Genomic DNA, 24,519 nt, shown 5'->3' with positions numbered 1-24,519 from the left:
TCAACGGCTGGATCCTCACGCTGTTCCTGATCATCGCCAATCAGATCTGAAAAGTTTTCCAGTCGTCCTTTTCGCGGGTCGTGGGGGACCCGCTCCGCCCGAATACTCTCCGGAAAACACCACCGAGCGCGCTCTCCGGGAGACCCCGATCTCCCGGAGAGCGCGTCCCGTAAATGCGAATCCCGGACAATTTCCGAATTGTCCGCTCCCCTGAGCGGGTGGTTTTCCCGTTCCGCACGTCGCCCGGTGGAGATCGCGCGGCACAGCGCCGGCGTGCGGTGCTGTAGAAAAACGAGGCAGCACCCCACCCACGCGAACCGGAAAGGGCACTCGCATGAGAACGACGACGAGTCGGGTACTGCTTCTGCTCGTCCCCACCACGCTGCTCCTGACCGTACCGGCGCACGGTGCCGCCGACCGCGCGGAACCCACGGACCGAGCCGAGCGGATCCTGGAGCTGACCAATCGGGCCAGAGCGGAGGCGGGTTGCCCCCGAGTCCGGTTGAACCCCTCGCTGACCAGAACGGCCCAGCAGCACAGCACCGACATGGCCCGCCACGACTACCTGGGCCACATCGGAAGCAGGGGCGCGGACCACATCACCAGAGCACGCCGCGGGGGCTACCCCTCAACGTACGTGGGTGAGAACGTGGCAGCGGGCAACGCGAGCGCGTCCGCGACCTTCACCCAGTGGAGCACCAGCCGGCCGCACCGGAAGAACATCGTGAACTGCTCCTTCACCGAGCTCGGGGTCGGCCACGCGGCGAACCCGGGCAGCGAGTGGGGGCACTACTGGACGCAGCTGTTCGGCAGCTCCGATCCGCGGGACTGACCGCACCTTCCGCGGGCTCCTTCGGCGGGGCTCTCCGCCGCGTTGGGAGCCACCGACCAGTCCAACGATCAGTCCCGGATCGCTTCCCCACCGCAGCGCGGCGCTACTGCTGCGTAGCCGGTCCCCCCATCGCAAGGCGAGCGAGCATGTCCCGCGCCTGCTCGGCGTGCTTGGGCTGGCTCAGCACGTCGTAGCGCCCCGCGACTATCTGACTCGAGGACGAGAAGTCCCGCCGCCCCCGCGTGGAGGCGTAGGTTACGGCCGCGAAGATCAGCCCGAACACCACACCGGCTCCCAACCCGACCAGCAGCGGCCCCAGCCAGGCGCTCTGCTCCGAGAAGATCCCCATGATCAATCCGACGAACAGGCCGAACCACGCCCCCGAAGCGGCGCCACCACCCAGCACGCGCGCCCAGGTCAGCCTTCCCGTCACGCGTTCGACGAGCATCAGATCAACACCCACGATGGTGACTTCCTGCACGGGGAAGTCGTTGTCCGCGAGGTGGTCAACGGCGCGCTGGGCTTCCTCGTAGGTGCCGTAGGAGCCGATGGGCCAACCTGTCGGCGGGGTGGGCAAGCTGGGTAGCCCCTGGGTTGACCGGGCGGAGCCGGAAAACGGGCTGCTCACCGTAGACACCTCCGTTACGGCCGACGTCCGAGCACTGGACGTCGTGCGTACTGCTCGCCGGGCGGACACGGCCGGATAAACCGGGCCTACCACCACTCGAGCGCGGCCCGCCGGCACGACCGCACCCCAGGATGCTCGCCATGGTTCGGTCCGAAACCTGCCGAATGTCCTGTCGACTACGAGTTTACCCTCTCCGCGGCGCCGGATTCAGCCCGCGAGGCCCCTCCGGGACGCAGGCTCACCGGATGGATCGGAACCCGTCCCCCGACGACTGTGTACAGACCACGGCGAGCCGCGCTCCTGTCCACCAACCACGCGTACACCACGACAGCGACCATGAGCGGCAGCACCTGGGTGAGCGGGTAGTTCCCGCCCTGCTCGACCCCGGGAACCCCCGACAGCCCCGCTATGAACAAGCTCAGGCCGTTGTTGCTCACGTGCAGCGCGACGGCCGCTTCCAAGCCCCCGGTGCGGATGCTGAGCCAGCACATGGCCCCGGCCATCAACAACAACTCCGCCCACACCGCGGGATCCGTGTAGCCGTGTCCGGACAGGAAGACCAAGGAGGACACCACGATGCCCAACCACGGCACCCGGAACCAGGCGTTGAGCGTCTGCAGCAGCAGTCCGCGGAACACCAGCTCCTCGGCCGCGCTCTGCACCGGGACGACGATCACGGCGATCAGCGCGATCGAGGAGTACGACCACCAGCCGGGAAAACCCTCGAGGAGGGGCACCCCCGCCAACACCTGGAGCAGCAGGCTGACGCCGAACATCGTGCCGAAGACGAGCAGGCCCCACAGCAGGGCCGAACCGATCCAGCGAACCCGGAAGCCCCCCACCACGCTCACCAGGCTCGCCGGGCTCCGCCGCTGCGTCCAGCGAGCCGTCAGCACGGCAGCGGGAATCAGCGCCACCAGCAGCGCGAAGCTGAAGAACAGCATCAGCAGCGGATCGCGCAGCAGGTCCTCGACTCGCAGGGCGGGATCGGACACCGCGCGCAGCACCTGAGTGGGCATCCCCAGCAGGACCGAGCCGACGAACAGCACGGTCGTGCCGATCAGCGCGAGCACGGCTGTTCCGGCGAAGACCAGCAGCGTCACCAGCGGACGCCACCAGCGGTGCACCGGGTTGCGCGCGAGCATGTCGAACGGCGTTCCCGGTGCCGCCCGGACCACCCCGCGCGGGGGCGGGGGCTCCGCCGTCGGCGGGAGGTTCTCCCCCGCGACTCCTGGTTGGTCGGTGCGTGCGAAATGGTCGGACACACCGGAATAGTAGGCCCGCTGCCGACCCGCTCACCCGATACACCCGAGAACTCGGATCATCCCGGCGGTGTGCGAGGCGGTGCGCGGACCGGACCGACCGGCGGCGTCTCCCCGGACCCGCTCTCCACTCGATCAGGCGCTGCCCGCGCCCACCTCGGTGGTGTCCGAGCTCCGCGTCCTCGCCGTTCGGCCCCCGCCGACGTGCCCGCCCCGCGGACGCGGACGCGGGCGGAGCACGTCGGCGATGCTCAGCAGCAGGGTTTGCGCCCAGGCCGCCGTGACCGCGGCCAGCACCATCCAACCGGGAACCGACCAGTCGAAGGCGACGGCCACGCCGAGCGTGGTCCCGAACGAGACCAGCGCCAGCACCGTCGCCGCCGTCCTGCCGCCCTTCCGCAGGGCGAAGCTCGCGTACCAGACGATCCACACTGCCACCACCAGCACACCGAGCGGTCCCAGCCGCGGTCCCGCTCCGAGCGCCCAGTAGCCGACGGCCGCGAACAGCCCCCCGGCCACGAGCCCGCCGAGCCAGCGCGTGGCGCTCGAACCGGAGCGCGGGACGGACAGCCATCCCCAGCGGGCGGCCGCGAGCACGGCGAGGGCGGCAGCGGCTCCTCCGACCATCCCGACTCCCGCGTCGGACAACTCGTAGAGCCGCAACCAGGCCCACGTCCCGTCCCGCTCGGCCGTCCCGGCGAGAACCGTCGCGGCCGCGCCGGTCATCACGCAGATCGCGGTGCGGCGCGGCGCCGCCAGCCCGAAAGCGATCAGCAGGAGCACGGGTTTCGCCACCGTCACGGCCAGCGCGGCCAGCACACCGCGGAACCCCCTCCAGCGCGGCAGGAGGGCGCGGTGGGCCAGCAGGGTGAACCGGGTGGCCATCGAGGCAACGCGGTCCTCGGCGAGGTCGGCGCAGCGCTGCTTGCCCACGTCGTAGTTCCGCACCGCTGAGTCCAGCGCGCGCGGGTCACGTCTGATCGGGACGTCGCCCGCGGTGGGGTCCGCTCCGGAGTCGACCGCCTCCACGAACGGCAGTTCCTCGGCAACGACGGTCCACTGCAGGCGTTCCGTCACGGCCGCTCTGGTGGCCGTCAGCGGGTGCTCGTCGGCGGGACTCGCGAACAGGGCCTCCAGCTCCGCCCGCACCGCGCCGGAGCGCTCGGCCCAGCGTTCCGCCAGGAACTCGCGCCACTTCCTGGTGGTGGGCTCGTCCAGCTCCCCGAGCTCGGCCGTGGTCGGCTCGCACAGGATCGCCTGGAGCTCGTCCCCCGCCCGGGAAGCGTCGGAGACGTGTCGGCGCAGCCGCCCCGGCTCGACCAGCATCTCCACGAGGCTCGCCACGGCGTCGAGCCGTCCCCACATCCAGTCGTTGGCCCGCCACTTGGCCGAGAGGAAGGCCGCAAAGTTGCCCATTCCCGAACCTCGGACCTTGTCCGGAACCGGTATCCGGCCGTTCTCGTCGCGCAGCGCCGTGAACGGCAGCGGGCTGGACCGGTCCCCGGCCAAGCGGTGCAGCAGCACCCGGGACTCGTCACCGTCCCCCACCCCCAGCGGGGCTCCGATGACCACCAGCGTGCGCAGCAGTCGGGCCGCGTCCCCGTCGGAGGCGGTTTCCAGGAAGGCGCGCGTCACCCGATCGAGGTCCGCTGTCCCCTCCTCGCTCGTGGCCTCCAGCACCTCCCCCGCGAGGCGGTCCAACACCGCCCATCCCTCGGCGACCGGGTCCACCCCGGTGTCGGAATCGGCCGCCTCGACCCCCGCGGATTCCACGACGGAGGACAGCTCGGCCGCGAAGTCGGCCAACCTGCGCTGGAATACCGTGCCGAAACCCGGTTCCTCGGCGGAGACGCTGCCCAGCAGCGGATCCAGCAGCGCCCCCATCGGGGAGGGAAGGGCGTGCTGCAGCCGGTACTGGCGCTGCCACACGCACTCGATCCAGCCGTCCAGCTCGGTCCGCACCAGGACCGGCTCGGAGCGCGCCGCGTGCACCCAGCAACGGGCGACGTGCCCCTCCAGGGTCTCGAAGACGGCGCGCAACCGGTACAGGCTCCCCTTGAGCACGCCGAACCGCTCCGTGGGCAGCGCGCAGTGCGCTTCGAGCTCACGGGTCCAGCGCAGGCACTCGTCCACAGCTGCCAGCAGCGTGTCCGTGTCGTCGAACACCTCGGCCGGTCGCCGGGAGGCCTCGCCGCGGTGGTGCTCCACGAGCCGTTCGCGCAGCCCCGTGCAGGCGGTCGCGGGCCAGTCCAGCAGGGGCTGCTTGGGCAGCGGGGCCAGCAGCGGGGTCCCCGCGGTGTCCTTCGGCGCCGTCAGCAGCTCGTGCACGCTCTCGGCGCGGGCTTCGGCGAACCGCTCGGCGTGCTCCACGCGAACCGCGCTCACGCGGGCGCTCAGCCAGCCCCAGCGCTCCGGGCGCGGGGTATCGACCAGCTCCGCGAAAACGGCTTCACGTCTGCCGGCGGCCTCGCGCGCACGGCGATTGTGCTCCTCGATGGCCTCGATGTCGGTGAGCAGGCTCTCCTGCCCGAGCTTCGCCCGCAGCGCCGTGGCCGTGACGGCGCGGGCGAGGCCTGCAGTGCGTTCGGAGGGCTCCTGCGGGTCCGGCTCGGGGTTGAGGTAGAGCAACCACCGCTCCGTGGGGGTGTCCGCCTCGACCTGCCGTATCGCCTCGACCGCGGCCGTGACGGGAATGTTGTCCAGCACCCCGCCGTCCATGGCCCGGAAGCGCGCACCGTCCGAACCGCTCGCCTCGGAGAACCTCCCGTGCATGTTGGGCACTCCGGAAGTTCCGTCCACGGTGGAATCGGAAGCCGCGGGGGCTCCGTTCCCGCGCTCCGCGCCGTCGCGGGGCGCGGAGCGGAAGACGGCGGGTTCGAAGGCGAACGGGAAGGAGGACGTGGTGCGCGCCGCCTGGGCGAGCAGTCGCGCCGTGTCCGCGGGCTGCTCCGCCGAACCGAAATCGCTGAGCGGCTCCCCCGGTCGCCCCCGGTGCCTGAACCGGAACATCGCCCGGCGACGTGCCTTGTCGAACTCCGTTCCCGCCGCGTCGAAGTGCCGCTCGGAGACCGGGTCCAGCAGCGTGGCCGTCAACAGCAGCTCCACCCGCCGGACCGCCTCCACGTCGGAGCCGTTGCCGATCCCCTCGGACAGCAGTTCGCCAAGTTCGGAACGGAAGTAGCCGTCCCCCTCCAGCAGCGAATCGGGACGCGGTTCCCAGGGGCGGGGGACGGGACGCGCCATGGCCTCCAGATCGGCCAACCTGATCCACGCGCGCCGCATGACCCCGAACGGCATCCCGTACACGAGCGAGGTCGCCAGCAGCGTGGCGTTGAGCCCGCCCGCGGAGGTTCCGGCGAGCACGTCCAGCTCGACCGAGTCGTACCCGGCGAGCTCGGCCAGCGCGGCCCAGGGGTGCCGGGAGCGGGGTCCCGATCCCCGCTCCTGCCCGTGGGAGACCCAGCGCCGCAACCGGTCCGTCTCGGCTACGGCTCCCCCGATCCACACGGCCATGCTGGCCCCGCCGCGCAGCGCCAGCGCGAGACGCAGCTGCCTGCAGGACCCCGAATTCGACACCTGGCTGGACACTTCGGACCCGCCCCTCGGTCGACACGTCCGGTTGCGATCGGCAAACTACCCTTCGCGCGAACCGGGCGGGAACTGCCAACCGGGCGATTCGACCGAACGCACCACGATTCGACGACTTCCGGGCGTGTTCGGAGGCTCGGCGGCCGCGGAAGCGCCGATCAACCGAAGCGACCGGAGATGTACTCCTCGGTGTCGGAGTGGGTGGGCGCCGAGAAGATCGTCGGAGTCTCGTCGATCTCGATCAGCTCTCCCGGTTCCCCGGTTCCGCCGATGTTGAAGAACCCCGTGTAGTTGCTCACCCGCGCGGCCTGCTGCATGTTGTGGGTGACGATGACGATGGTGTAGTTCTCCTTGAGCTCGGCCATCAGGTCCTCGATCGCGTGCGTCGAGATGGGGTCGAGCGACGAGCAGGGCTCGTCCATCAGCAGCACCCCGGGCTTGACGGCGATGGCACGGGCTATGCAGAGCCGCTGCTGCTGCCCGCCGGAGAGCCCGGCCCCCGGCTTGTTGAGGCGGTCCTTGACCTCCTCCCAGAGGTTGGCACCGCGCAGCGACTCCTCGACGACGTCGTCCACCTCGGACTTGCGCATCCGCTTGTAGTTGAGCCGCAGCCCCGCCGCCACGTTCTCGTAGACCGACATCGTGGGGAACGGGTTCGGCCGCTGGAAGACCATGCCGACGTGCTTGCGGACGTCGACCGGGTCCACGCCGGGCGCGTACAGGTCCTGGTCGTCCATGACGACCCTTCCCTCCACGCGTGCGGCCGGGATGAGCTCGTGCATCCGGTTGAGCGCCCGCAGGTAGGTGGACTTGCCACAGCCGGACGGGCCGATCAGCGCGGTGATCGCCCGCGGATGGATCGTCATGGACACGTTCCGCACCGCGCGGAAGGAGCCGTAGTAGATGTCCAGGTCCTCGACTTCGATGCGCTTCGCCATTGCTGGCTCCTATCCGGTTCGGCGGTTCAGCTACGAGTTTTCGGCGCGAAGAACAGGGAGATCGACCGGGCCACCAGGTTGAGCACCATCACGATGAGCATGAGCGTCAGCGCGGCGGTCCAGGCACGCGCCAGGTAGGGCTCGGGAGGCACCCCCGGACTCGCGTACTCGTAGTAGGAGAAGACCGAGAGAGTGGCCATCTGCCCGGAGAAGGGGTTGAAGTTGGTGCTCGCCGTGGTCCCCGTGGCGATGAGCAGCGGGGCGGTCTCGCCGATCACGCGCGCGATGGCCAGCGTCACGCCGGTGCTGATGCCTGCGACGGCCGTCGGCAGCACCACGCGCAGGATCACCTTCCACTTCGGCGTTCCCAGCGCGAAGGCGGCTTCGCGCAGGTCGTCCGGAACCAGCTTGATCATCTCCTCGCTGGACCGCACCACGATGGGGATCATCAGCACGCTCAGGGCCACCGCTCCGGCGAAGCCGTTGATGGTCCCGGCCCCGAAAACCAGGGTGAACAGCGCGTAGGCGAACAGACCAGCCACGATGGAGGGAATGCCCGTCATCACGTCGACGAAGAACGTGATCGCGCGGGCCAGGCGCCCCCCGCCGTACTCGACCAGGTAGATCGCGGTGGCCAGACCGATGGGCACCGACATCAGCGTGGCCAGTCCGCTGGTGATCAGCGTGCCCATGATCGCGTGGTAGGCGCCACCGCCGTCCCCGACCACTCCGCGCATCGAGTAGGTGAAGAACTTTCCGCCGAAGCGCTCCGCTCCCCTCGAGATCACCGTGATCACCACGGAGATCAGCGGAGTCAGCGCGAGCAGGAACGCCGAGGTGACCACGGCGGTGAAGGCGCGGTCCGCGGCTTTGCGCCTTCCCTCCGCGGTGCGGGACCACGCGTACATCCCCGCCGTGTACAGCACCACGGCGAGGAGCACGAACAGCGTGACGGAGAAACCCGTCATGGCCGCGATGGCCGCGGCCACCAGGACCGCCACTGCCAGGGCGCCCCACGGAGCCCACCGCGGCAGCGAACCGCGGACCAGTCGTGCGGAGTCGCCGGGCGGGTCCGTTTCCGAGGACGCGGGGCGGGATTGGGTGGGGGTGCTCATCAACTGGCTCCGGAGAAGTCGGTGCGGCGGTTGATGACCGCTCGGGCGATCATGTTGACGACAAGCGTTATGGCGAACAGCACCAGGCCGGACGCGATCAGGGTGTCGATGGCGATGCCGGAGGACTCGGGGAACTCGAGCGCGATGTTGGCCGCGATCGTCGCCGGGTTGCCGGAGCTGATCAGGTTGAAGGAGATCCCTCCCGAGGCCGAGAGCACGATCGCCACGGCCATCGTCTCCCCCAGCGCGCGTCCCAGGCCGAGCATGGAACCGCTCAGGATGCTGGAACCGCCGAACGGGAGCACGGCCATCCTGATCATCTCCAGCCGGGTGGCCCCGAGAGCCAGGGAGGCCTCCTCGAAGAGCTTCGGGGTCTGCAGGAAGGCCTCGCGGATCACCGCGGTGATGATCGGCAGGATCATCACGGCCAGCACCAGCACGGTGGTGAACATGGTGCGGCCGGTGGTGGAGGCCGGACCCGCGAAGAACGGGATGAAACCGAGGTTCTCGGCCAACCACCCCGTCGGCGCCAGCGTGGCGGGCGCCAGGACCGTGAAGCCCCAGAGCCCGTAGATGATGCTCGGAACGGCCGCCAGCAGGTCGATCACGTAGCCCAGGAACTGGGCGAGCCTGCGCGGGGCGTAGTGCGTGATGAACAGGGCGATGAGCACGGCGAGCGGGGCGGCGAGCACCAGGGCCAGCGCCGCTGCCAGCAGGGTGCCGAACACCAGCGGCCAGATGTAGACGACGAGACCGCCCTCACCGGGAATCTCCTCCGCGGGCGCCACGAAGGCGGGCCAGGCCTCGATCAGCAGGAAAGCGGCCACTCCCGCCAACACCACCAGGATCAGCACACCCGCCCCGGTGGTGATCCCTCTGAAGGCCTGGTCGGCGGGCCGCTTGCGTGCACGACGGCCTTGCACGGCGTCTTGTCCGATACTGCTCACGGACGGTCCCTTCGGATATTCCCGGTCGGACGACGGTGTTTCACTGCCGGAACCCGCCATCGAGCCGAGCGCTCGCGGGTGAGCAGCGGCCCGGGGCGGAGACGTCCCGGGCCGCTGCGATCACCGTTGGTCGAGATCTCGGCCAGCGGGTTCGCGGCCGGTCCCCGCGTTCGCGGGGCTCCGCTCGTTCCCCTCCGGCGTGGGGAACGAGCGGCTCAGCCGTTCGAACCGATGGCTTCGACGGCCGGGCGCAGCTTTTCGCGCAGTGACTGGGAGATGGGGGCGGAGCCCGCCGCGTCGGCCGCCTTCTGCTGCCCCTCCTCACTCAGGATGTACTGGAAGTAGGAGCGGACGAGCTCACCCGTCTCGGCGTTGTCGTAGTTGGCGCAGGCCATCCCGTAGGAGACCAGCACGATGGGGTAAGTCCCCGACTGGGTGGTGTCCCGCGCCAGGTCGTAGGCGAACACGTGCTCGCCCTGGTTCTTCTTGCGCTCGGAGACCTCCAGCACCTTGGCAGCGGCCTCGGGGGAGTAGGAGACGAACTCGTCGCCGACCCCGACGGCCACCTGCCCCAGGTCACCGGCCTGGCTGGCGTCCAGGTAGCCGATGGTTCCCTGACCGGCGTCGATGGCGCTCTTGACTCCGGAGGTGCCCTTGGCCGCCTCGCCGCCGGGAACCGGCCAGTCACCGCTCACCTCGTGAGGCCAGGCGTTCGGCGCGGCAGTGGACAGGTAGTCGGTGAAGTTCTCCGTCGTGCCGGACTCGTCGGAGCGGTTCACCGGGGTGATGGGGGTGTCGGGCAGGTCAACGTCCGGGTTGGCCTCGGCGATCTCCGGGGCGTTCCACTTGGTGATCTGCTGGTTGAAGATCTTGGCGATCGTCTCGGGGGGAAGGTTCAGCTTGTCGATGCCCTCGAGGTTGAAGGACACCGCGACCGGTGAGACGTACACCGGGAGCTCGACGAGCTTGCCGCAGCGCTCCTTGGCCTTGGTCAGCTCTTCGCCTTCCAGCGCGGCGTCGGTGCCGCCGAAGTCGCTGGCCCCAGAGACGAAGCGCTCGCGTCCACCGCCGGAGCCGATGGGCGAGTAGTTGATCGTGAGGTCGGGATTCTTCTCGGAGAACGCCGCGCGCCAGGCCTGCTGTGCGGCCTCTTGGGAGCTGGCACCGGCGCCGTCGAGAGTTCCGGACAGTCCCGAACCGTCGCCCGACCCGGACTCCTCGTTGGCGGCACCACATGCCCCGAGAACCAGGGTCAGCGTCGTTACCGCCGCACCGGCGACAACACGTCTGACAATACTGCGCTGCACAGGTAGCCCCTTTTCACGCTGCTGCGACCGGGCTCACCGGCCGAGGTCTGCACTGGCAGTGAAAACGTTAAACCGAAAAGGTGACGTGGCGAATCAACCGAGATGAACAGGAATGGAATAACGAACCACGGAAATCGCTCATCACGCCGGGAAGACGGAGAGGTCACGCTGTGGAATCACCCCGGAAACAAGTGGGCACCGCCGCTCCGCACTACGGCGAGCCGGGCCACGCGGGCGGAAGCGAACACACGACAACAGAACGAGCACGAAGAGTGACGACAGTTCTCGACCCTCCGCGACCGAGTTGCCGAGATCGCTGATTCCGGTATCATCCGCCGGACGCTCGGCCTCGCCGCGCGAAGCGGGCACGACCGGCACGGGAGAACCGCTCGATCAGGGCTCCCCGGAGACGGTGAACAGGCGCCGCGCGGTCACCCGCAGGGCCAGCGCACGGTCCAACCGGGGAAGCACCGCCTCGGCCCCGGCCGCACGCAACCGCGCCCCGGCCACCCCGCCACCGGAGAACCCGAACGCGAGCACCCCCGCTCGGCGCGCGGCGCGAATCTCCTCCTCCGAACCGGCCACCCGTGCCAGGCACGGGTACTCGGTCGCCAGCGCGCGCAGCTCGGCCGCCTCGTCCTCCACCCCGGCGATCACGATGGCGAGCCCCTCCGCGACGCGCAGCCGTCGCGCCTCGGAGGCCACCCGGTCCACAGCGGTCCCGGTCAGCACTACGACCGGGATGGAGGCCGCACGCGCCCCCCGCAGGAGCTCGTCAGCTCCGCTGGTCAGTCGCGCACCGCCGCGTTCCCGCAGGACGAGAGCACCGTCCCACCCCAGCGCCACCGCGCGATCCGATCCGACGAACACCGCGGTCTCCCAGTACCGGCGAACGAACACGCACAGCCTGCGCACCGGAGGGATGCCCGCACCACGCACGCGGGGTGAACGGGAGGCCAAGGGTTCCTTACCACGCACCGCGGGATGTCCGGGGCGTGGCGTCCGGTCCGCTCCCGCGGGCTCAGTCCTGCGGGGGCTGCCAGGGCTCGGTGCGGCTCAACCCGGCCGCGCGCCCCTTGCCCGCCACCACCAGGGCCATCTTGCGGGAGGCCTCGTCGATCATCTCGTCACCCAGCATGACCGCCCCGCGCCTACCTCCCTCATCGGAGGTGTACCAGGCGTAGGCGTCGAGGATGTTCTCCGCGCGGTCGTAGTCCCGCTGGTTCGGCGAGAAGATCCCGTTCACCTCGTCCACCTGCGCGGGGTGCAGCACCCACTTGCCGTCCAGCCCGAGCGCGGCGGAACGCCCCGCGACGCGACGCAGCCCCTCCGCGTCCCTGATCTGCAGGTAGGGGCCGTCCACTGCCTGCAACCCGTTCGCCCGCGCGGCAGTGAGCAGTCGCATGAGCACGTAGTGGTAGGCGTCGCCGACGTCGTAGCCGGGGGGCTGCTCCCCGACGACGAGCGAGGGCATGTTGATCGAGGCCATGAAATCGGCGGGCCCGAAGATCAGCGCCTCGAGCCGGGACGAGGAGGCCGCGATCGAGTCGACCTCGGCCAGCCCCTTCGCGTCCTCGATCTGCGCCTCGATGCCTATCGAGGAGGCCGGCAGCCCGAGGGCCTTCTCCAGCTGGAAGAGCGTCAGGTCCAGCCAGCGGACCTGATCCGCACCGGAGACCTTGGGCAGCATGAGGGTGTCCAGCGCGGCGCCGGCGCCCTCGACCACGTCCACCACGTCGCGGTAGGTCCACGCGGTGTCCAGCGCGTTCACCCGAACCGTGCGGATCTTGTCCCCCCAGCCGCCCGCGTTCAACGCGTCGACGACCGCGCCGCGCGCCTCGGCCTTGGCTAGCGGGGCCACCGCGTCCTCCAGGTCCAGGAAGAACTGGTCCACGGGCAGTCCGCGCGCCTTCTCGATCATCCTGGGCGCTGAGCCGGGGACGGCGAGGCAGCTGCGTCGGGAGCGCTGTGCGGCGGTCAATGAACTGCACCTCCTACCGGGGCGGAAAACCGGTCCGGGCCCCTCCGGGGAGCGGCTCCTCAGGAGTCGGCCCGGCCGCGTGCCGGAGTATATTCGCCGCGACCGCGAGTCCGACCCGCGGAGTTGCGCGCACGACGCGCGGAACCGCGCCGGTGACGCGGCCCGCGGGCACACCGGAGAACCAGCACCGCCGGGCACTACCATGTCCGGCGAAGTCGACCCTCGCGTCGCTTCGCCCGGAGGGCGACCCCGCGACTCCGCGGCGCGGGGAGCCACCGAACGGAGCACACCCGAAACGGGAGACGGGACGACATGGCACCGATCGAAGAAGTCCGGGAGGCGACGGCTCGTCTCGACCAGCTCGAAACCGTTCCCGAGTCGGCCAGCAGCAGCGTCACCGCGCTGCTGACCAGGATCCGCGGGATCGTGCTCGAGGAGGGCACCGATCAGCAGTGGCGGGACCTGGTCGAGTCGGCGAATTCAGCGGATCCCTCGAAGGCCTTCGAGGTGGCCGAGCTGATCCGTGCCCTGCAGGCGGCACCCAACACCCCGCTGCCGCCGAACGGGTGGCTGTTCGCCGACCTGGCCGCGCTCGACCTGGCCCGGGCGGTGAACTCCTCGCCCGAGGCGCCCCCCGTGGAGCAATGACCCGAACCGCAGGCCGCCCCGGACCGCTCGCCCCGACGCGAACCGGACCTCGCGGGTGCGCGCGGGAGCGGCTGCCGGTGGCCCGCCGACACGGAAGGCCGGTCGGGCTGTGATCCCAGCCGTACTCGCCCGTAGCATATGGGGTGGCACACCAGCGCAGGAAAGGTCGGTGTCGCGTAGCCGTGACCACAACTCAGCCCACTCCCACCGAGGACGCGGTGCGGCAGGCCCTCACCAAGGTGGAGGACCCGGAGATCCACAAGCCGATCACCGAGCTCGGCATGGTCAAGGACGTGACCATCGGTTCCGACGGTGACGTCAAGGTCGGTGTTTACCTGACCGTGCAAGGGTGCCCGATGCGGGAAACCATCACCCAGCGGGTCGATTCGGCGGTCTCCGAGGTCTCCGGCGTCGGCTCGGTCGAGGTCGAGCTCGACGTGATGAGCGACGAGCAACGCACCGAGCTCCGCAAGCAGCTGCGGGGCGACGCGGAGGAACCCCGCATCCCGTTCGCCGAGCCCGGCTCGCTGACCAGGGTCTACTGCGTCGCCTCCGGGAAGGGCGGTGTAGGCAAGTCCAGCGTGACGGTCAACCTCGCCGCTTCCATGGCCGAGCGCGGACTCTCCGTCGGCGTCGTCGACGCCGACATCTACGGTCACTCCGTGCCCCGGATGCTGGGGACCGAGAGCAAGCCCACCCAGGTCGAGAACATGATCATGCCGCCCCAGGCGCACGGGGTCAAGCTGATCTCCATCGGCATGTTCACCCCCGGCAACACACCGGTCGTGTGGCGTGGTCCGATGCTGCACCGGGCGCTCCAGCAGTTCCTGTCCGACGTCTTCTGGGGCGACCTCGACGTCCTGCTGCTCGACCTCCCGCCCGGCACGGGCGACGTGGCGCTGTCGACGGCCCAGCTGATCCCGAACGCGGAGATCCTGGTCGTGACCACACCGCAGCAGGCCGCGGCCGAGGTGGCCGAGCGCGCCGGTGCGATCGCCATGCAGACGCGGCAGCGGCTCGCCGGAGTCGTCGAGAACATGTCCTGGATGGAGCTCGAGGACGGCCAGCGCGTCGAGGTCTTCGGTTCCGGGGGCGGTCAGATCGTCTCCGAGTCGCTGACCCGCTCGGTGGGCTCGGAGGTCCCGCTGCTGGGCCAGGTCCCGCTCGACACTCGTCTCCGGGAGTCCGGTGACAGCGGTGCTCCGCTCGTCCTGCAGGACCCCGACTCCCCCGCGAGCACGGTGCTCAACGACGTGGCCAAGAAGCTGTCCACCAGGGCGCGCGGGCTGGCTGGCCAGCTGTTGTCCGTTTCGCCCGCCTGATCGGGTTCCTCACGTCCGCGGTCGCGCGAGCGGGGCCCGCTCGGCGGGCCTCCCGCTCGCGGGCGCGGTGACGTCGCACGGCCCCGAGTCCGGCGGGGCGGCGGGGATCAGTCGCGGGCGATCGCGAGCAGCCCGCTTCCCGTCGGCAGGGCCACCGGAACGAGGCGGGGGTCCGCGTGGATCGCGTGCAACGCCTCGCGCGCCATGCGCGGACTCCCGTCAGCTCCGAACCGGTCGGTGCCGCGGCCCCGCTCGAACGCCCCGTTGAGGACCAGCGTCCCGCCTGGGCGCAGCAGCGGAGTCGCGAGTTCCAGCAAGGTGGCCGTCCTGGCGCCGCCGACCACGATGTGCACCAGGTCGTAGGCCCCCTCGGCCAGCTTGGGCAGCACTCCGGAGGCCACCTCGGTGATCATGCGCAGCCGGTGGGTCGACATCTCGGCCTCGGCGACGGCGCTGCGCACGGAACGCTGCACCTCCGTGTCCAGCGTGATGCAGGTCAGTGTGCCTTCCGCGACCATTCCCTCGCACAACGCGAGCGCGGTGGAGGTCGAACCGTCGACCTCGACCACGGACTTCGCCCGGAGCACCGCGGCCAGGAAGCGCAGCACCGCTTCGGGGGACCCGAAACGCTCGGCGGCGGCCCACTCCGCACCGTGATCGCTGTCGACCAGCTCCACGGGGGCGCGCCCGGAGGTTCGAGCACGACCTGACACGTCCCCGACGTTGTTCCGGGGGTACGGCGCACCGCCGCCCCTCGGCACTGGGGAGGAAATTTCGGGTTGCACGGTTGAACAGGTTATCGTTGAACCGGGGTTGTTCCCGCGAGGTGGGTCACAACGATTTCGAAACGGATCGCGTCACGTCCCGACTCCGGAGTAACGCGGCGCCCGCGCCCCACGATCAACTCCGCCCCTTCCGCCGGACGTGTGCTCCACCTCTCCACCTGCGGTGCGGAAACAGCCCGGGAAACCTCCCTCGCCCCGTGTCGAACCGGGCCGTGAGGGAGTACCTTGAGAGCGAAACGACGGGGCGAGCCCGGGGCTTCCGGCCGACCGACCGCGTTTCTCTCCCCGGGAACCGGAGTGGCGGACAAGTTCTCAGCGGTTTCTCAGGCTTCTATCACGGTCAACTCACCCGCGAGGGGGAGAGTGAGGGCGTCATATCCGGCGATTCGTCACCCCGCCCCGCGAGGGCGGGAACAAACCGACCGGGGAGATCGTTCTACGGGGCGCAACCCGCCCGCAGGAGGTGCCTTCTCGCCACATGGCCACTCACACGGCAGCACCGAGCACGGCTTCGCCGCAGACGACCGACACCGGTTCGAAAGCCGCCAAGGCCGACGATCAACCGGTGCGGGCGACGACGAGCGACGAAGCGGCGGTCACTTCCCCCTCCGAAGCCACCGAGGCCAACTGGACCCCGCCGTCCTGGGACGAGGTGGTCCGCGAGCACGCGGATCGCGTCTACCGGCTGGCCTTCCGCCTCTCCGGGAACAAGCACGACGCCGAGGACCTGACCCAGGAGACCTTCATCCGCGTGTTCCGCTCGCTGGCCTCCTACCGTCCGGGGACCTTCGAGGGGTGGTTGCACCGCATAACCACCAACCTCTTCCTCGACATGGCGCGGCGGCGGTCCAGGGTGCGCATGGAAGGACTCCCCGAGGACACCGACCGCATCCCCGGAAGCGGTCCCAGCCCGGAACAGGTGTATCAGGCGACGCACCTCGACCCGGATCTGCAGGCGGCGCTGGAGGAACTGCCTCCCGAATTCCGCGCGGCCATCGTGCTGTGCGACGTCGAAGGCCTCTCCTACGAGGAAATCGGGGCTACACTCGACGTGAAGCTAGGGACCGTGCGCAGCCGGATACATCGGGGCCGGCAGCTGCTCAAATCGGCCCTGGAGGCTCGCCGCGAGCGCAATCGGGAGGAAACCGCATGACCGGACTTCGAGGTTGGGGGTTGCCGGAGCAGCACCTCGCGCTGGACGCGCTGGTCGCTTTCGTGGACGGCGAACTGGGTCCGAACGCCCACGACCGCGCCGCCGCCCACCTCGCGACGTGTCCCAGCTGCGCCGCCGAGGCGGACTCCCAGCGGCAGGCGCGTTCCGCGGTGCGTACGGCCTCGACCCCTGCGATATCCCCACAGCTGCTGCAGTCCCTGCAGTCGATCCCCAGCACCGCCGAGCTCCCCGAGCAACCGGACAACCTCGCGTTGAGCGAGGACGGCCGCCTCGTCACCACCAACGGGAGGAACGCCGGAGCGAAGTCCTCCCCGCTCGGGGCGAAGCTCCCGTTGGGTGGACCCTCCCGGCCCGGTTCGCTGGACGACGAGTCGACCGAGGCCGCCTCCGGCCAGCACCATTCGAAGTTCGGCGGCCGCCGGGCCAAGCAGGGCGCCGGAGTGGTGTTCTCCGGGTTGGTGCTGGGGGCGCTCGCCTTCATGAACACCCCTACCGACACCGTCCGGAACAACGTCACCACGGTGCCGAACCAGGCTCCCCACGGTGGAGCCGTCGAGGAAGCCGAGTCCTCGGCCACGTCCACCAGCCCCGTGCCGGAAACCGCGGTCGCCTCCTCCCCCGGAAATCCGGCGCGAACCAGCCCGTCCGAGCCGGGCCGCACCAGGGCGGCCACTCCCACCGCCCCCGATTCCCCCTGACGCACCTCGCAGCACCTCGTCGCCCCGGTCCGCGGGTGCTTCCGCGCAGCCCCCGGGTGACCGTCAACGAAAACTTCACACCCGGACCGGCAGAATGGATTCCGGCCGCAACGACCCGAAAAGCCCCGTCGCCGGCGAGCCGGACGATTCCGGAGTTCGGCACGAGTTCCCGCGCCGGTGAGCACGAAGCCTCCTTCGTGTGATGCACTCACGGGTAACGGCCGAACCGAAACGTGCACACAACCGGGGAGCGATGAGCGAGCAGCCGAGGACATCCGCGCACCAGGGGGACTCGCAGCATCCGAACACGGGTGGACCCGCTGCGCACGCGAACCACGGGAGCGCTACCAGCCACTCCGAACAATCTCCCTGGGCAAGACCGTCGGCAACCGGGCACGAGAACGCGAACGAGCCCCGGGATCCGGATCGGAGCACTCCGCGGCGAGCAGCCGCGACCCCGGCCGAAGCAGCCGTCTTCGGCAGGCCGGAGGGGGTAACCGGAAGCTTCGACCGCAGCAACTCCCCCGGACGAACACCTCGGGTGGAACAGGCGCCCCCACCTCCGGAATCCCTGACCAAGGCCTTCGGACGCCCCCGGAACAGCTCGGAGTCGCTGCAACGCTCCCCCGGGGACAGCGGTGCTGACGCCGACTCCACCGCGCAGGACCCCGTTCTCTGGGATGAGGGGGACGAGCACGACCCGTGGCGGGACCCCACCACCGGGGCCGTGCTGGGCGGCCCCGCGCTCACCGATGAACGGGACGAGGACCCCGCTCCCCCCGGCTCCGGTCCCTTGCTCAGCGCGCGGGAGGTGATCTTCGGCCGCAGAGTGCGCCCCCGGTCGCTGATCACCCTCGGGGTCGTGGTGCTGCTCGTGGGGGCCGCCGGAGGATTCGTCGGCCGGATAACCGCCGAGGAGGGCAACCCGCTGACCAACCCGGACGTGACCCTGGCCACTGTGGAGCCGGGGGCGGACCGCCCCGCGAGTTCCATCGCCGGGGCCGCCTCCAGCGTGGTCCCCGCAGTCGTCTCCGTCGAGGTTCGGGTCGGCTCCCAGGGCGGAACCGGCTCGGGTGTCATGATCAACGGCAACGGTTACGTCGTGACCAACAACCACGTGGTCTCGATGGCCGCGGACACCCCCGACGCGGAGATCTTCACGGTCTTCTCGGACAACACCCGAACCCCGGCGCGGATCGTGGGCCGCGATCCCGAGACCGACCTGGCCGTGCTCAAGGTCGAGGTAAGCAACCCCACCGTCGCTCAGCTGGGGGACTCGCAGGATCTCCAGGTCGGGGACAAGGTCATGGCAGTCGGTTCACCACTCGGCTTGGAGAGCACTGTCACCAGCGGAATCGTGAGTTCCGTCCATCGGCCGGTCCGCCTCGCCGGGGAGGAGACCGACACGAACGCGGTAATCGACGCGATCCAGACCGACGCCGCGGTCAACCCGGGCAACTCCGGAGGTGCCCTGGTGGACGGCAACGGAGCCGTCATCGGGATCAACACGGCCATCCGGACGATGGGAACGGGCGACAGCGGAGGTTCGATCGGGTTGGGATTCGCCATCCCGATCAACCAGGTGCGCGAGATCGCCCAGCAGCTCATCCGCACCGGGCAGGTACGGCACCCCGAACTCGGCGTGAACGCGAAGTCCGTCACCGACGGAGCGGCGGACGGCGCCCAGGTGCAGAACGTCCGCGACGGCGGGGCGGCCCAGGAGGCCGGGATCTCGGAAGGCGACGTGATCACCGAGATCGGCGATCGCACGATCGGTGGGGCCGATGAGCTGGAAGTCGCCGTCGACGAGCACGACGTGGGGGCCGTCGTCCCCGTGACAGTCGTTCGCAAAGGACGCGAACTTGTCCTGGACGTCACTCTTCACTAACGGGCAAAGTTGGATAGGCTGAGCACGCACGGCACTCGGCAAGCGTGCCGATGTCCGAACAACGGCGTCATCCCCGGAAGGAGTCGAGGTGTTCGATAGCATCGGCTGGGGTGAGATCCTGATTCTCATCGTCGCCGGTCTGTTCATCCTCGGACCCGAGCGGCTGCCTTCCGCGGCGGCATGGCTCGGCAGGACGGTCCGTCAGGTTCGCGAGTACGCGACGGGCGCGCGGGAACAGATCCGCTCAGAACTCGGTCCGGAATTCGACGATCTGCGCAAACCGCTGGAGGACCTGCGGGAGGTCCGCAACTTCGATCCGCGGCGCGCGGTGAGCAAGCACCTCTTCGACGGGCAGAACCCGCTGGACGACGTCACCGACAACGGCGGCCCCAAGGCCAACGGCCACGGTTCCGGGACCGGAGCGACACCTCCGCGGGCCCGCGATCACAACCCCCTGGAGTCCGGGGAGCGCCCCCCGTTCGACGGGGACACCACCTGATCCCGCCCAGCACTGCCCCCGCCCAACGCTGATCCTGACCAGCGCTTCGGATTCCAACGCCTCGGACAGCGGACCTCACCCGGACCGAGCGCCTCAGCCCGCGTGGGAGTCGTGAGCTCCTGAACGCCGGGGGAGCTGCTTCCCGGTCCGGCCCGCAAGACTGGTGAGCAGGACGGGTGCGCTCGCGCGAAACGAACCCCCGGAACGCCGGAGGTCCGTCACGCGCGCGACCAGGACCCGTACCTCACTCGGCCAGCCCCGCCATCAGTTCCACCAGCGTCCGCGCGGCGAACCCGGTGGCTCCCGGGACCACTTCCTCGTAGTTCTTCTCCGCACGCCCCGGACCTGCGATGTCCAGATGGGCCCAGGGCAGTCCCCCGGTGAATTCACGGAGGAACAACGCTGCCATAACCCCACCGGGCCCCTGGGGCGCCTGGCGAACATCGGCGTTCGCCCCCCGCACGTCCTCAACGTGATCCTCGGGCAGCGGCATCGGCCACCAGCGCTCACCCGCACGCTCACCCGCGGCACGCACCCGTTCCCCGAAGGACTGCTCACTGCTGAACACGCCACCGGTGCGCAGGCCGAGCGCCACCTTCATCGCCCCGGTGAGCGTGGCCACGTCCACGAGCATGTCGGGGTCGTGCTCACGCACCGCGTAACCGAGCGCGTCGGCCATCGCCATGCGTCCCTCGGCGTCGGTGTTGACGACCTCCGTGGTGGTGCCGTCGTAGTGCCGCACCACGTCACCGGGCCGGTAGGCGCTGCCCGAAACGTGGTTCTCGGCCATCGGCACCAGCGCCGTGACCCGCACCGGCAGCTCCAGCCGCGCCACGGCCAACATGGCCCCGATCACGGCTCCGCCTCCGGCCATGTCGGTGCGCATCATCTCCATGCCGTCGGCGGGCTTCAGCGATATGCCCCCGGTGTCGAAGGTGATCCCCTTACCGACGACCACTGTGTGCCGTGCCGCGGAATCGCCCGTGCCGTCCCAGTGCATCTCCAGCAGGCGCGGCGGACGGGTCGATCCTCCCCCGACGGCGAGAACCCCTCCGAAGCCGTGCTCCGCGAGCCACTTCTCGTCGCGCACCGTGGTGCGCAGCCCGGGAACGGATTCGGCCAGCCCCGCTGCCGTGCTCGCCAGCCAGGCCGGGTCCTTGACGTTCGAAGGCGTGTTGGCCAGGTCCCGTGCCAGCGCTGTGGCGGAGGCCCATTCGCGGGCCCGGGACGCGGCCGGACGCAGCCGCTGCGCGTCCTCTTCCGCCTCGGCGACGAGCAGCACCTTGCGCAGCCGGGGCGGCGTGGGCTGGCTCGTCACTCGGAAGCGGTAGTCACCCAGCGCCAGCCCCAGGGTCAACGCCGCGACGAGCTCCTCGTCGGCCTCCGCGGGCAGTCGGACCTGGAGGTACTCCACGTCCAGCGCCTCACCGAGGTCCTCCGGATCGCCACCGTCCGCTCCGGCATCCTCCAGCCTGGCGCGAGCGGCCCGCGCCAGCGCCGCGCCCACCGCGCGCCAGTTCGCGGAGGAGCCGTCACCGCTGCCCACGGTCCAGCCGAAGCGCGCCTCCGGCAACGGCACCGTGCGCACTTCCCCGGCCTTGCCGGTCACTTCCAGCGCACGCAGCACTCCCGCGTCCACGCCGAACACCTCGCAGGAGGTGCCCAGTTCCGGCTCACCGTCCACATCTCGTATCGGCACCGCGGCCGGAATCCCGTCGCGCCACCGCTCTACGACGTCGACTTCGACCAGGGCAGTCGGAATAACGGGAAGGATCGCGGCTGTGCTCGAAGTCGAGGTTGCGGAACCGGACACTGCGGCACCTTCCTGATCGGGTTGTTCGGCTGGCATGTGCTGGACAAGGCGCTGTCCGCCCGAAGAGGCAACGGCGACAGCTCGTTCCCGTCACGCGCGCGGACTCACCGGAGCGTGACGCGTTCGCGTACTGTAACCCCGACACCATCGACCGATGCCGGGGTCGGCTCGCTGCGCCGGGGCGTGGTTCGCCCTCCGGTCGTCTCGCGGCGGCCTCAACCGGTGACCGAGTTTAGAGCCTCGCTCAAATTCGTGGCCTCCTCCATCGTCATTTCGACGACAAGACGCCCACCTCCCTCGAGTGGGATGCGCATCACCATTCCGCGTCCCTCCTTGGTCACCTCGAGGGGACCGTCACCGGTCCGGGGCTTCATGGCCGCCATAGCGTGCTCCCTCCGTGAACTCATCCCACCGGCTGGTCACCAAGCCAGCCTTTGCCCTACATTCTCCCCCATCCGGACGCACCCGCGAAACCGAACCGATCAACTTCCATCCGTTCTGCGCTGGTCGAACGCCGCCCCCGCGGGGAGAGCTCCGCCGCAGCCCCCTGTTCGGAGGAGCGAAGCGGCCACGGAACGCGCCCACAGCAGGGCTTTCCGGACCGTCCGGACAACGATCACTCCGCCCGCGCAGTTGTCCACGCGCTCCGCGCGTCCTTTTCACCACCTTCGACAAGACCCCCCTCACCTGGCACGCTCATCTCCAACCACACGCGACCCCGAGGTCTACTGTGGAAACCGGCGGAAGACCGAAAACGTTCTTTGTCCCCCACCAGGGCGAACGGCTGTCCCACCCCGACACGAGAAGGGATCCCCGTGAGCGAGGTACTGCTGACCGAGGATACAAACGGCGTGCGCAGGATCACACTGAACAGGCCGGACGCCTACAACTCCCTGACGACCGAACTCAAGCTGCAGCTGATCGAAGCCCTGCGCGAGGCAGCCACCGCCGACTCGGTGCGCGCCGTCGTGCTCACCGGCTCCGGGAAGGCCTTCTGCGCGGGCCAGGACCTCAAGGAGCACGTCAGCCAGCTGGAAGCGAACGACCCGACACCGCTGCGCACGGTCGAGGACCACTACAACCCGCTGATCCGCGCGGTGACCACGTTGCCCAAACCGATCATCGCCGCCGTCAACGGTGTGGCGGCCGGAGCGGGAGCCTCCCTGGCCTACGCCTGCGACCTGCGGGTCGCGGCCGACAACGCCAAATTCGTGATGTCCTTCTCCAGCGTGGGGCTGTCCACGGACTCGGGAGCCTCCTGGACCCTGCCCAGGCTGATCGGTTACGGCCGAGCCATGGAGCTGCTGCTGCTCGGCGAACCCGTGGAAGCCTCCGAGGCCCAGCGCATCGGAATGGTCAACCGCGTCGTGGCCGCAGGTGAGGCCCCGGACAGGGCCACCGAACTGGCCGAACGAATGGCGACCGGCCCGACCAGCGCCTACGCCAGGATCAAGGAGACGATGCTCGCAGCCGCGTCCGAAGGGCTGGACGAGGCCCTGGCCGTCGAAGCCGGGGCGCAGAACCAGTGCGGCGGCACGCACGACCACCACGAGGCCGTGGCCGCCTTTGTTGGGAAGAGGGATCCCCACTTCACCGGCACCTGATGAGCAGCAGCGATTTCCCGGCTCGGTTTGCTCGGTGGGTCGCTTGGCGGAACCTCTCGCGGGCTCTCGCTCCGGCGAGGCCCGACCTCGGGTAGCCACCTACACAACGTCGGGCCTTCCTCGCGAGAGCACCACGAGAGAACCCGCGGTCGGTCGGGCTGCGTAGGCTCGAAGCGCTCGCGTTGGCGCGAATCCCTTGCTTGGGAGTTCCTGTCCGAGTTTCCGACAGCTCGGGGTGCTTGCGGCGGTGCCGACTGCGCAGGCTCACAGCGCTTGGGATGGAGTGAGCTCTTTACCGGGAGTTACGGTCCGGGGTTTTCGACGGCTCGATCAACGTGCGGCGGTGCCGGCTGCGTAGGCTCGAAGCGCTCGCGCTGGAGGGAACCTGTTGATCGGGAGTTCCGGTTCGGGGTTTCGTGGCGACTCGACCGGCCTCCGGTGGCCGGGTCAGCCCGCCAGCCAGCACCCCGCGAGGTGGTCGTCGACCATCCCCGTCGCCTGCATCAGCGCGTAGCAGGTGGTCGGCCCCACGAACCGGAAACCGCGCCCGCGCAGCGCCTTGGCCATGGCCTTCGACTCGGGGGTGGTCGCGGGAACCTCCTCCATCGTCGCGGGACGCGCGTGCGGGTCCCGCCGCTCCGGTGCGAACGACCACAACAACTCGTCCAGCGGGGTGTCCAGCTCCAGCACGGCCCGAGCGTTCGCGATCGTGGCGTCGATCTTGGCGCGGTTGCGGACTATCGTGCGATCGGCCAGCAGCGACTCGCGCTCACGCTCCCCGAACCGCGCTACCCGCTGCGGGTCGAACCCCGCGAAGGCGCGCCGGAAGTCGACGCGCTTGCGCAGGATGGTCAGCCAGGAGAGCCCGGACTGGAACCCCTCCAGGCACAACCGCTCGAAGAGGGCGTGCTGCCCGCGCACCGGTCTGCCCCACTCGGCGTCGTGGTACTCCCGGTAGTCCGCGGGGGCGGCGCCCCAGGGACAGCGCCCTCTGCCGTCGTCACCGAACACCGCGGTCACCGGTCTCCCCTCTCCCGTGCGTAGCGCAGGCAACGGCGGGCGAATCCGCGCAGCGATCGTCTCAGCCCCCAGGAGACCACGGGCTTGGCCAACAGCCACAGCGGCAGGAGCGCGGTGGGGAGCTCGAAGCGCTCCCACCACACGAAGTCCGTTCCGCTCTCCTCGACAGGTTGCACCGTGAAGCCGCCGGTTCCCCGCACCAGCTTCCCCTCGTGGCGCACCGTGCAGGCCGAGGGCGGCCGCCAGAGCTCTATGCGCATGGTGTCCAGGAACCCGATGTCACCCACCCCGGTGAAGGCGAGGAGCTCCGACCCGGGGCTCCTCCCGTCCCCGGCCGTCACCCGCACCGTGGTGCCGAGCATCCACTCGCTCTGTCCGGGCCAGTCGGTGGCCACCGTCCACACAGTTCTCCGGGCGCAGGGAATCCGCACCCGCGAACGCACCTCACCAACGACCATGCCGTCCACCTC

At 69.9% G+C, this 24,519-nt stretch carries 22 protein-coding genes; 8 read left to right on the top strand and 14 right to left on the bottom strand.

Annotation, left to right across the window (positions count from 1 at the left end; translation table 11 throughout):
• Nucleotides 1-334: 334 nt before the first annotated feature.
• Complete coding sequence (locus G9Q41_RS12950; protein WP_165633384.1) at nt 335-832, top strand: CAP domain-containing protein; 498 nt, start codon at nt 335-337, stop codon at nt 830-832.
• Between the two features lie 103 nt (nt 833-935).
• Here G9Q41_RS12950 and G9Q41_RS12945 read toward each other — a convergent pair whose 3' ends face one another.
• The 9 genes from G9Q41_RS12945 to G9Q41_RS12905 form a co-directional block, all read right to left on the bottom strand.
• Nucleotides 936-1,460 carry a general stress protein gene (locus G9Q41_RS12945; RefSeq protein WP_165633383.1) on the bottom strand — a complete coding sequence of 175 codons (525 nt, stop codon included), beginning with the start codon at nt 1,458-1,460 and terminating at the stop codon, nt 936-938.
• A 176-nt stretch (nt 1,461-1,636) separates the two neighbouring features.
• Nucleotides 1,637-2,725, bottom strand: a complete 1,089-nt coding sequence (locus G9Q41_RS12940) for a type II CAAX endopeptidase family protein (protein WP_347567587.1) — start codon at nt 2,723-2,725, stop codon at nt 1,637-1,639.
• 132 nt (nt 2,726-2,857) lie between these two features.
• Nucleotides 2,858-6,298, bottom strand: coding sequence for a patatin-like protein (locus G9Q41_RS12935; RefSeq protein WP_347568691.1), 3,441 nt, complete (start codon nt 6,296-6,298; stop codon nt 2,858-2,860).
• A gap of 170 nt (nt 6,299-6,468) precedes the next feature.
• Nucleotides 6,469-7,248, bottom strand: coding sequence for a phosphate ABC transporter ATP-binding protein PstB (gene pstB / locus G9Q41_RS12930; protein ID WP_165633381.1), 780 nt, complete (start codon nt 7,246-7,248; stop codon nt 6,469-6,471).
• Nucleotides 7,249-7,274: 26 nt separating this feature from the next.
• The gene (gene pstA / locus G9Q41_RS12925) at nt 7,275-8,363 is read right to left on the bottom strand and encodes a phosphate ABC transporter permease PstA (RefSeq protein ID WP_092526860.1); all 1,089 of its coding nucleotides are present in this window, start codon (nt 8,361-8,363) and stop codon (nt 7,275-7,277) included.
• Nucleotides 8,363-9,310, bottom strand: coding sequence for a phosphate ABC transporter permease subunit PstC (gene pstC, locus G9Q41_RS12920; protein ID WP_347567586.1), 948 nt, complete (start codon nt 9,308-9,310; stop codon nt 8,363-8,365). Before pstC ends, pstA begins: the two co-directional genes overlap by 1 nt.
• Before the next feature lie 215 nt (nt 9,311-9,525).
• Complete coding sequence (pstS, locus tag G9Q41_RS12915) at nt 9,526-10,617, bottom strand: phosphate ABC transporter substrate-binding protein PstS (protein ID WP_165633380.1); 1,092 nt, start codon at nt 10,615-10,617, stop codon at nt 9,526-9,528.
• Nucleotides 10,618-11,010: 393 nt separating this feature from the next.
• Nucleotides 11,011-11,577: an HAD family hydrolase gene (locus tag G9Q41_RS12910; RefSeq protein ID WP_242687408.1), complete on the bottom strand. Its 567-nt coding sequence runs from the start codon at nt 11,575-11,577 to the stop codon at nt 11,011-11,013.
• A gap of 61 nt (nt 11,578-11,638) precedes the next feature.
• Nucleotides 11,639-12,598, bottom strand: a complete 960-nt coding sequence (locus G9Q41_RS12905) for a CoA ester lyase (RefSeq protein ID WP_092526851.1) — start codon at nt 12,596-12,598, stop codon at nt 11,639-11,641.
• A gap of 312 nt (nt 12,599-12,910) precedes the next feature.
• On the opposite strand from G9Q41_RS12905, the gene G9Q41_RS12900 reads away from it, so the two are divergent.
• Together G9Q41_RS12900 and G9Q41_RS12895 are read left to right on the top strand one after the other, a co-directional pair.
• On the top strand, nt 12,911-13,246 hold the full coding sequence (locus tag G9Q41_RS12900; RefSeq protein ID WP_165633379.1) for a hypothetical protein: 336 nt from the start codon (nt 12,911-12,913) through the stop codon (nt 13,244-13,246).
• Nucleotides 13,247-13,428: 182 nt separating this feature from the next.
• Nucleotides 13,429-14,568 (top strand): Mrp/NBP35 family ATP-binding protein, encoded by a 1,140-nt coding sequence (locus G9Q41_RS12895; RefSeq protein WP_092526845.1) that lies wholly within the window; start codon nt 13,429-13,431, stop codon nt 14,566-14,568.
• Nucleotides 14,569-14,675: 107 nt separating this feature from the next.
• Here G9Q41_RS12895 and G9Q41_RS12890 read toward each other — a convergent pair whose 3' ends face one another.
• Complete coding sequence (locus tag G9Q41_RS12890) at nt 14,676-15,281, bottom strand: class I SAM-dependent methyltransferase (RefSeq protein ID WP_245695932.1); 606 nt, start codon at nt 15,279-15,281, stop codon at nt 14,676-14,678.
• A 550-nt stretch (nt 15,282-15,831) separates the two neighbouring features.
• Here G9Q41_RS12890 and sigE point away from each other — a divergent pair.
• From sigE to tatB, 4 genes are all read left to right on the top strand, one after another.
• Nucleotides 15,832-16,506 (top strand): RNA polymerase sigma factor SigE, encoded by a 675-nt coding sequence (sigE, locus tag G9Q41_RS12885; protein WP_092526839.1) that lies wholly within the window; start codon nt 15,832-15,834, stop codon nt 16,504-16,506.
• A complete protein-coding gene (locus G9Q41_RS12880) occupies nt 16,503-17,225 on the top strand; it encodes a zf-HC2 domain-containing protein (RefSeq protein WP_165633378.1) in 723 nt (240 codons plus the stop codon). Before sigE ends, G9Q41_RS12880 begins: the two co-directional genes overlap by 4 nt.
• A gap of 541 nt (nt 17,226-17,766) precedes the next feature.
• Entirely contained in the window at nt 17,767-19,113 is a 1,347-nt protein-coding gene (locus tag G9Q41_RS12875) for a trypsin-like peptidase domain-containing protein (protein WP_245695923.1), read from the top strand.
• Nucleotides 19,114-19,201: 88 nt separating this feature from the next.
• Nucleotides 19,202-19,612: a Sec-independent protein translocase protein TatB gene (gene tatB, locus G9Q41_RS12870; protein WP_165633376.1), complete on the top strand. Its 411-nt coding sequence runs from the start codon at nt 19,202-19,204 to the stop codon at nt 19,610-19,612.
• Nucleotides 19,613-19,856: 244 nt separating this feature from the next.
• On the opposite strand, the gene G9Q41_RS12865 is transcribed toward tatB, so the two are convergent.
• Together G9Q41_RS12865 and G9Q41_RS12860 are read right to left on the bottom strand one after the other, a co-directional pair.
• Nucleotides 19,857-21,425 carry a leucyl aminopeptidase gene (locus G9Q41_RS12865; RefSeq protein ID WP_092526828.1) on the bottom strand — a complete coding sequence of 523 codons (1,569 nt, stop codon included), beginning with the start codon at nt 21,423-21,425 and terminating at the stop codon, nt 19,857-19,859.
• 215 nt (nt 21,426-21,640) lie between these two features.
• The gene (locus tag G9Q41_RS12860) at nt 21,641-21,808 is read right to left on the bottom strand and encodes a DUF3117 domain-containing protein (RefSeq protein WP_017976434.1); all 168 of its coding nucleotides are present in this window, start codon (nt 21,806-21,808) and stop codon (nt 21,641-21,643) included.
• Nucleotides 21,809-22,240: 432 nt separating this feature from the next.
• On the opposite strand from G9Q41_RS12860, the gene G9Q41_RS12855 reads away from it, so the two are divergent.
• Nucleotides 22,241-23,029: an enoyl-CoA hydratase-related protein gene (locus G9Q41_RS12855; RefSeq protein WP_092526825.1), complete on the top strand. Its 789-nt coding sequence runs from the start codon at nt 22,241-22,243 to the stop codon at nt 23,027-23,029.
• A 447-nt stretch (nt 23,030-23,476) separates the two neighbouring features.
• On the opposite strand, the gene G9Q41_RS12850 is transcribed toward G9Q41_RS12855, so the two are convergent.
• Together G9Q41_RS12850 and G9Q41_RS12845 are read right to left on the bottom strand one after the other, a co-directional pair.
• Complete coding sequence (locus G9Q41_RS12850; protein WP_165633375.1) at nt 23,477-24,049, bottom strand: DNA-3-methyladenine glycosylase I; 573 nt, start codon at nt 24,047-24,049, stop codon at nt 23,477-23,479.
• On the bottom strand, nt 24,046-24,507 hold the full coding sequence (locus G9Q41_RS12845) for an SRPBCC family protein (RefSeq protein WP_165633374.1): 462 nt from the start codon (nt 24,505-24,507) through the stop codon (nt 24,046-24,048). The genes G9Q41_RS12850 and G9Q41_RS12845 overlap by 4 nt, the downstream gene beginning before the upstream one ends.
• Between the last annotated feature and the right edge of the window lie 12 nt (nt 24,508-24,519).

It is taken from the genome of Actinopolyspora sp. BKK2 (genome assembly GCF_011291845.1).
Taxonomy (GTDB): Bacteria; Actinomycetota; Actinomycetes; order Mycobacteriales; family Pseudonocardiaceae; genus Actinopolyspora; species Actinopolyspora saharensis.
This window is presented reverse-complemented; position numbering and strand designations above follow the sequence as displayed.

What these genes read in the sequence shown, in the direction of transcription:
- sigE (WP_092526839.1), top strand. Translation starts at nt 15,832, where the DNA reads ATGGCCACTCACACGGCAGCACCGAGCACGGCTTCGCCGCAGACGACC.
- G9Q41_RS12845 (WP_165633374.1), bottom strand. Translation starts at nt 24,507, where the DNA reads ATGGTCGTTGGTGAGGTGCGTTCGCGGGTGCGGATTCCCTGCGCCCGG.
- G9Q41_RS12860 (WP_017976434.1), bottom strand. Translation starts at nt 21,808, where the DNA reads ATGGCGGCCATGAAGCCCCGGACCGGTGACGGTCCCCTCGAGGTGACC.
- G9Q41_RS12950 (WP_165633384.1), top strand. Translation starts at nt 335, where the DNA reads ATGAGAACGACGACGAGTCGGGTACTGCTTCTGCTCGTCCCCACCACG.
- G9Q41_RS12880 (WP_165633378.1), top strand. Translation starts at nt 16,503, where the DNA reads ATGACCGGACTTCGAGGTTGGGGGTTGCCGGAGCAGCACCTCGCGCTG.
- pstA (WP_092526860.1), bottom strand. Translation starts at nt 8,363, where the DNA reads ATGAGCACCCCCACCCAATCCCGCCCCGCGTCCTCGGAAACGGACCCG.
- pstB (WP_165633381.1), bottom strand. Translation starts at nt 7,248, where the DNA reads ATGGCGAAGCGCATCGAAGTCGAGGACCTGGACATCTACTACGGCTCC.
- G9Q41_RS12900 (WP_165633379.1), top strand. Translation starts at nt 12,911, where the DNA reads ATGGCACCGATCGAAGAAGTCCGGGAGGCGACGGCTCGTCTCGACCAG.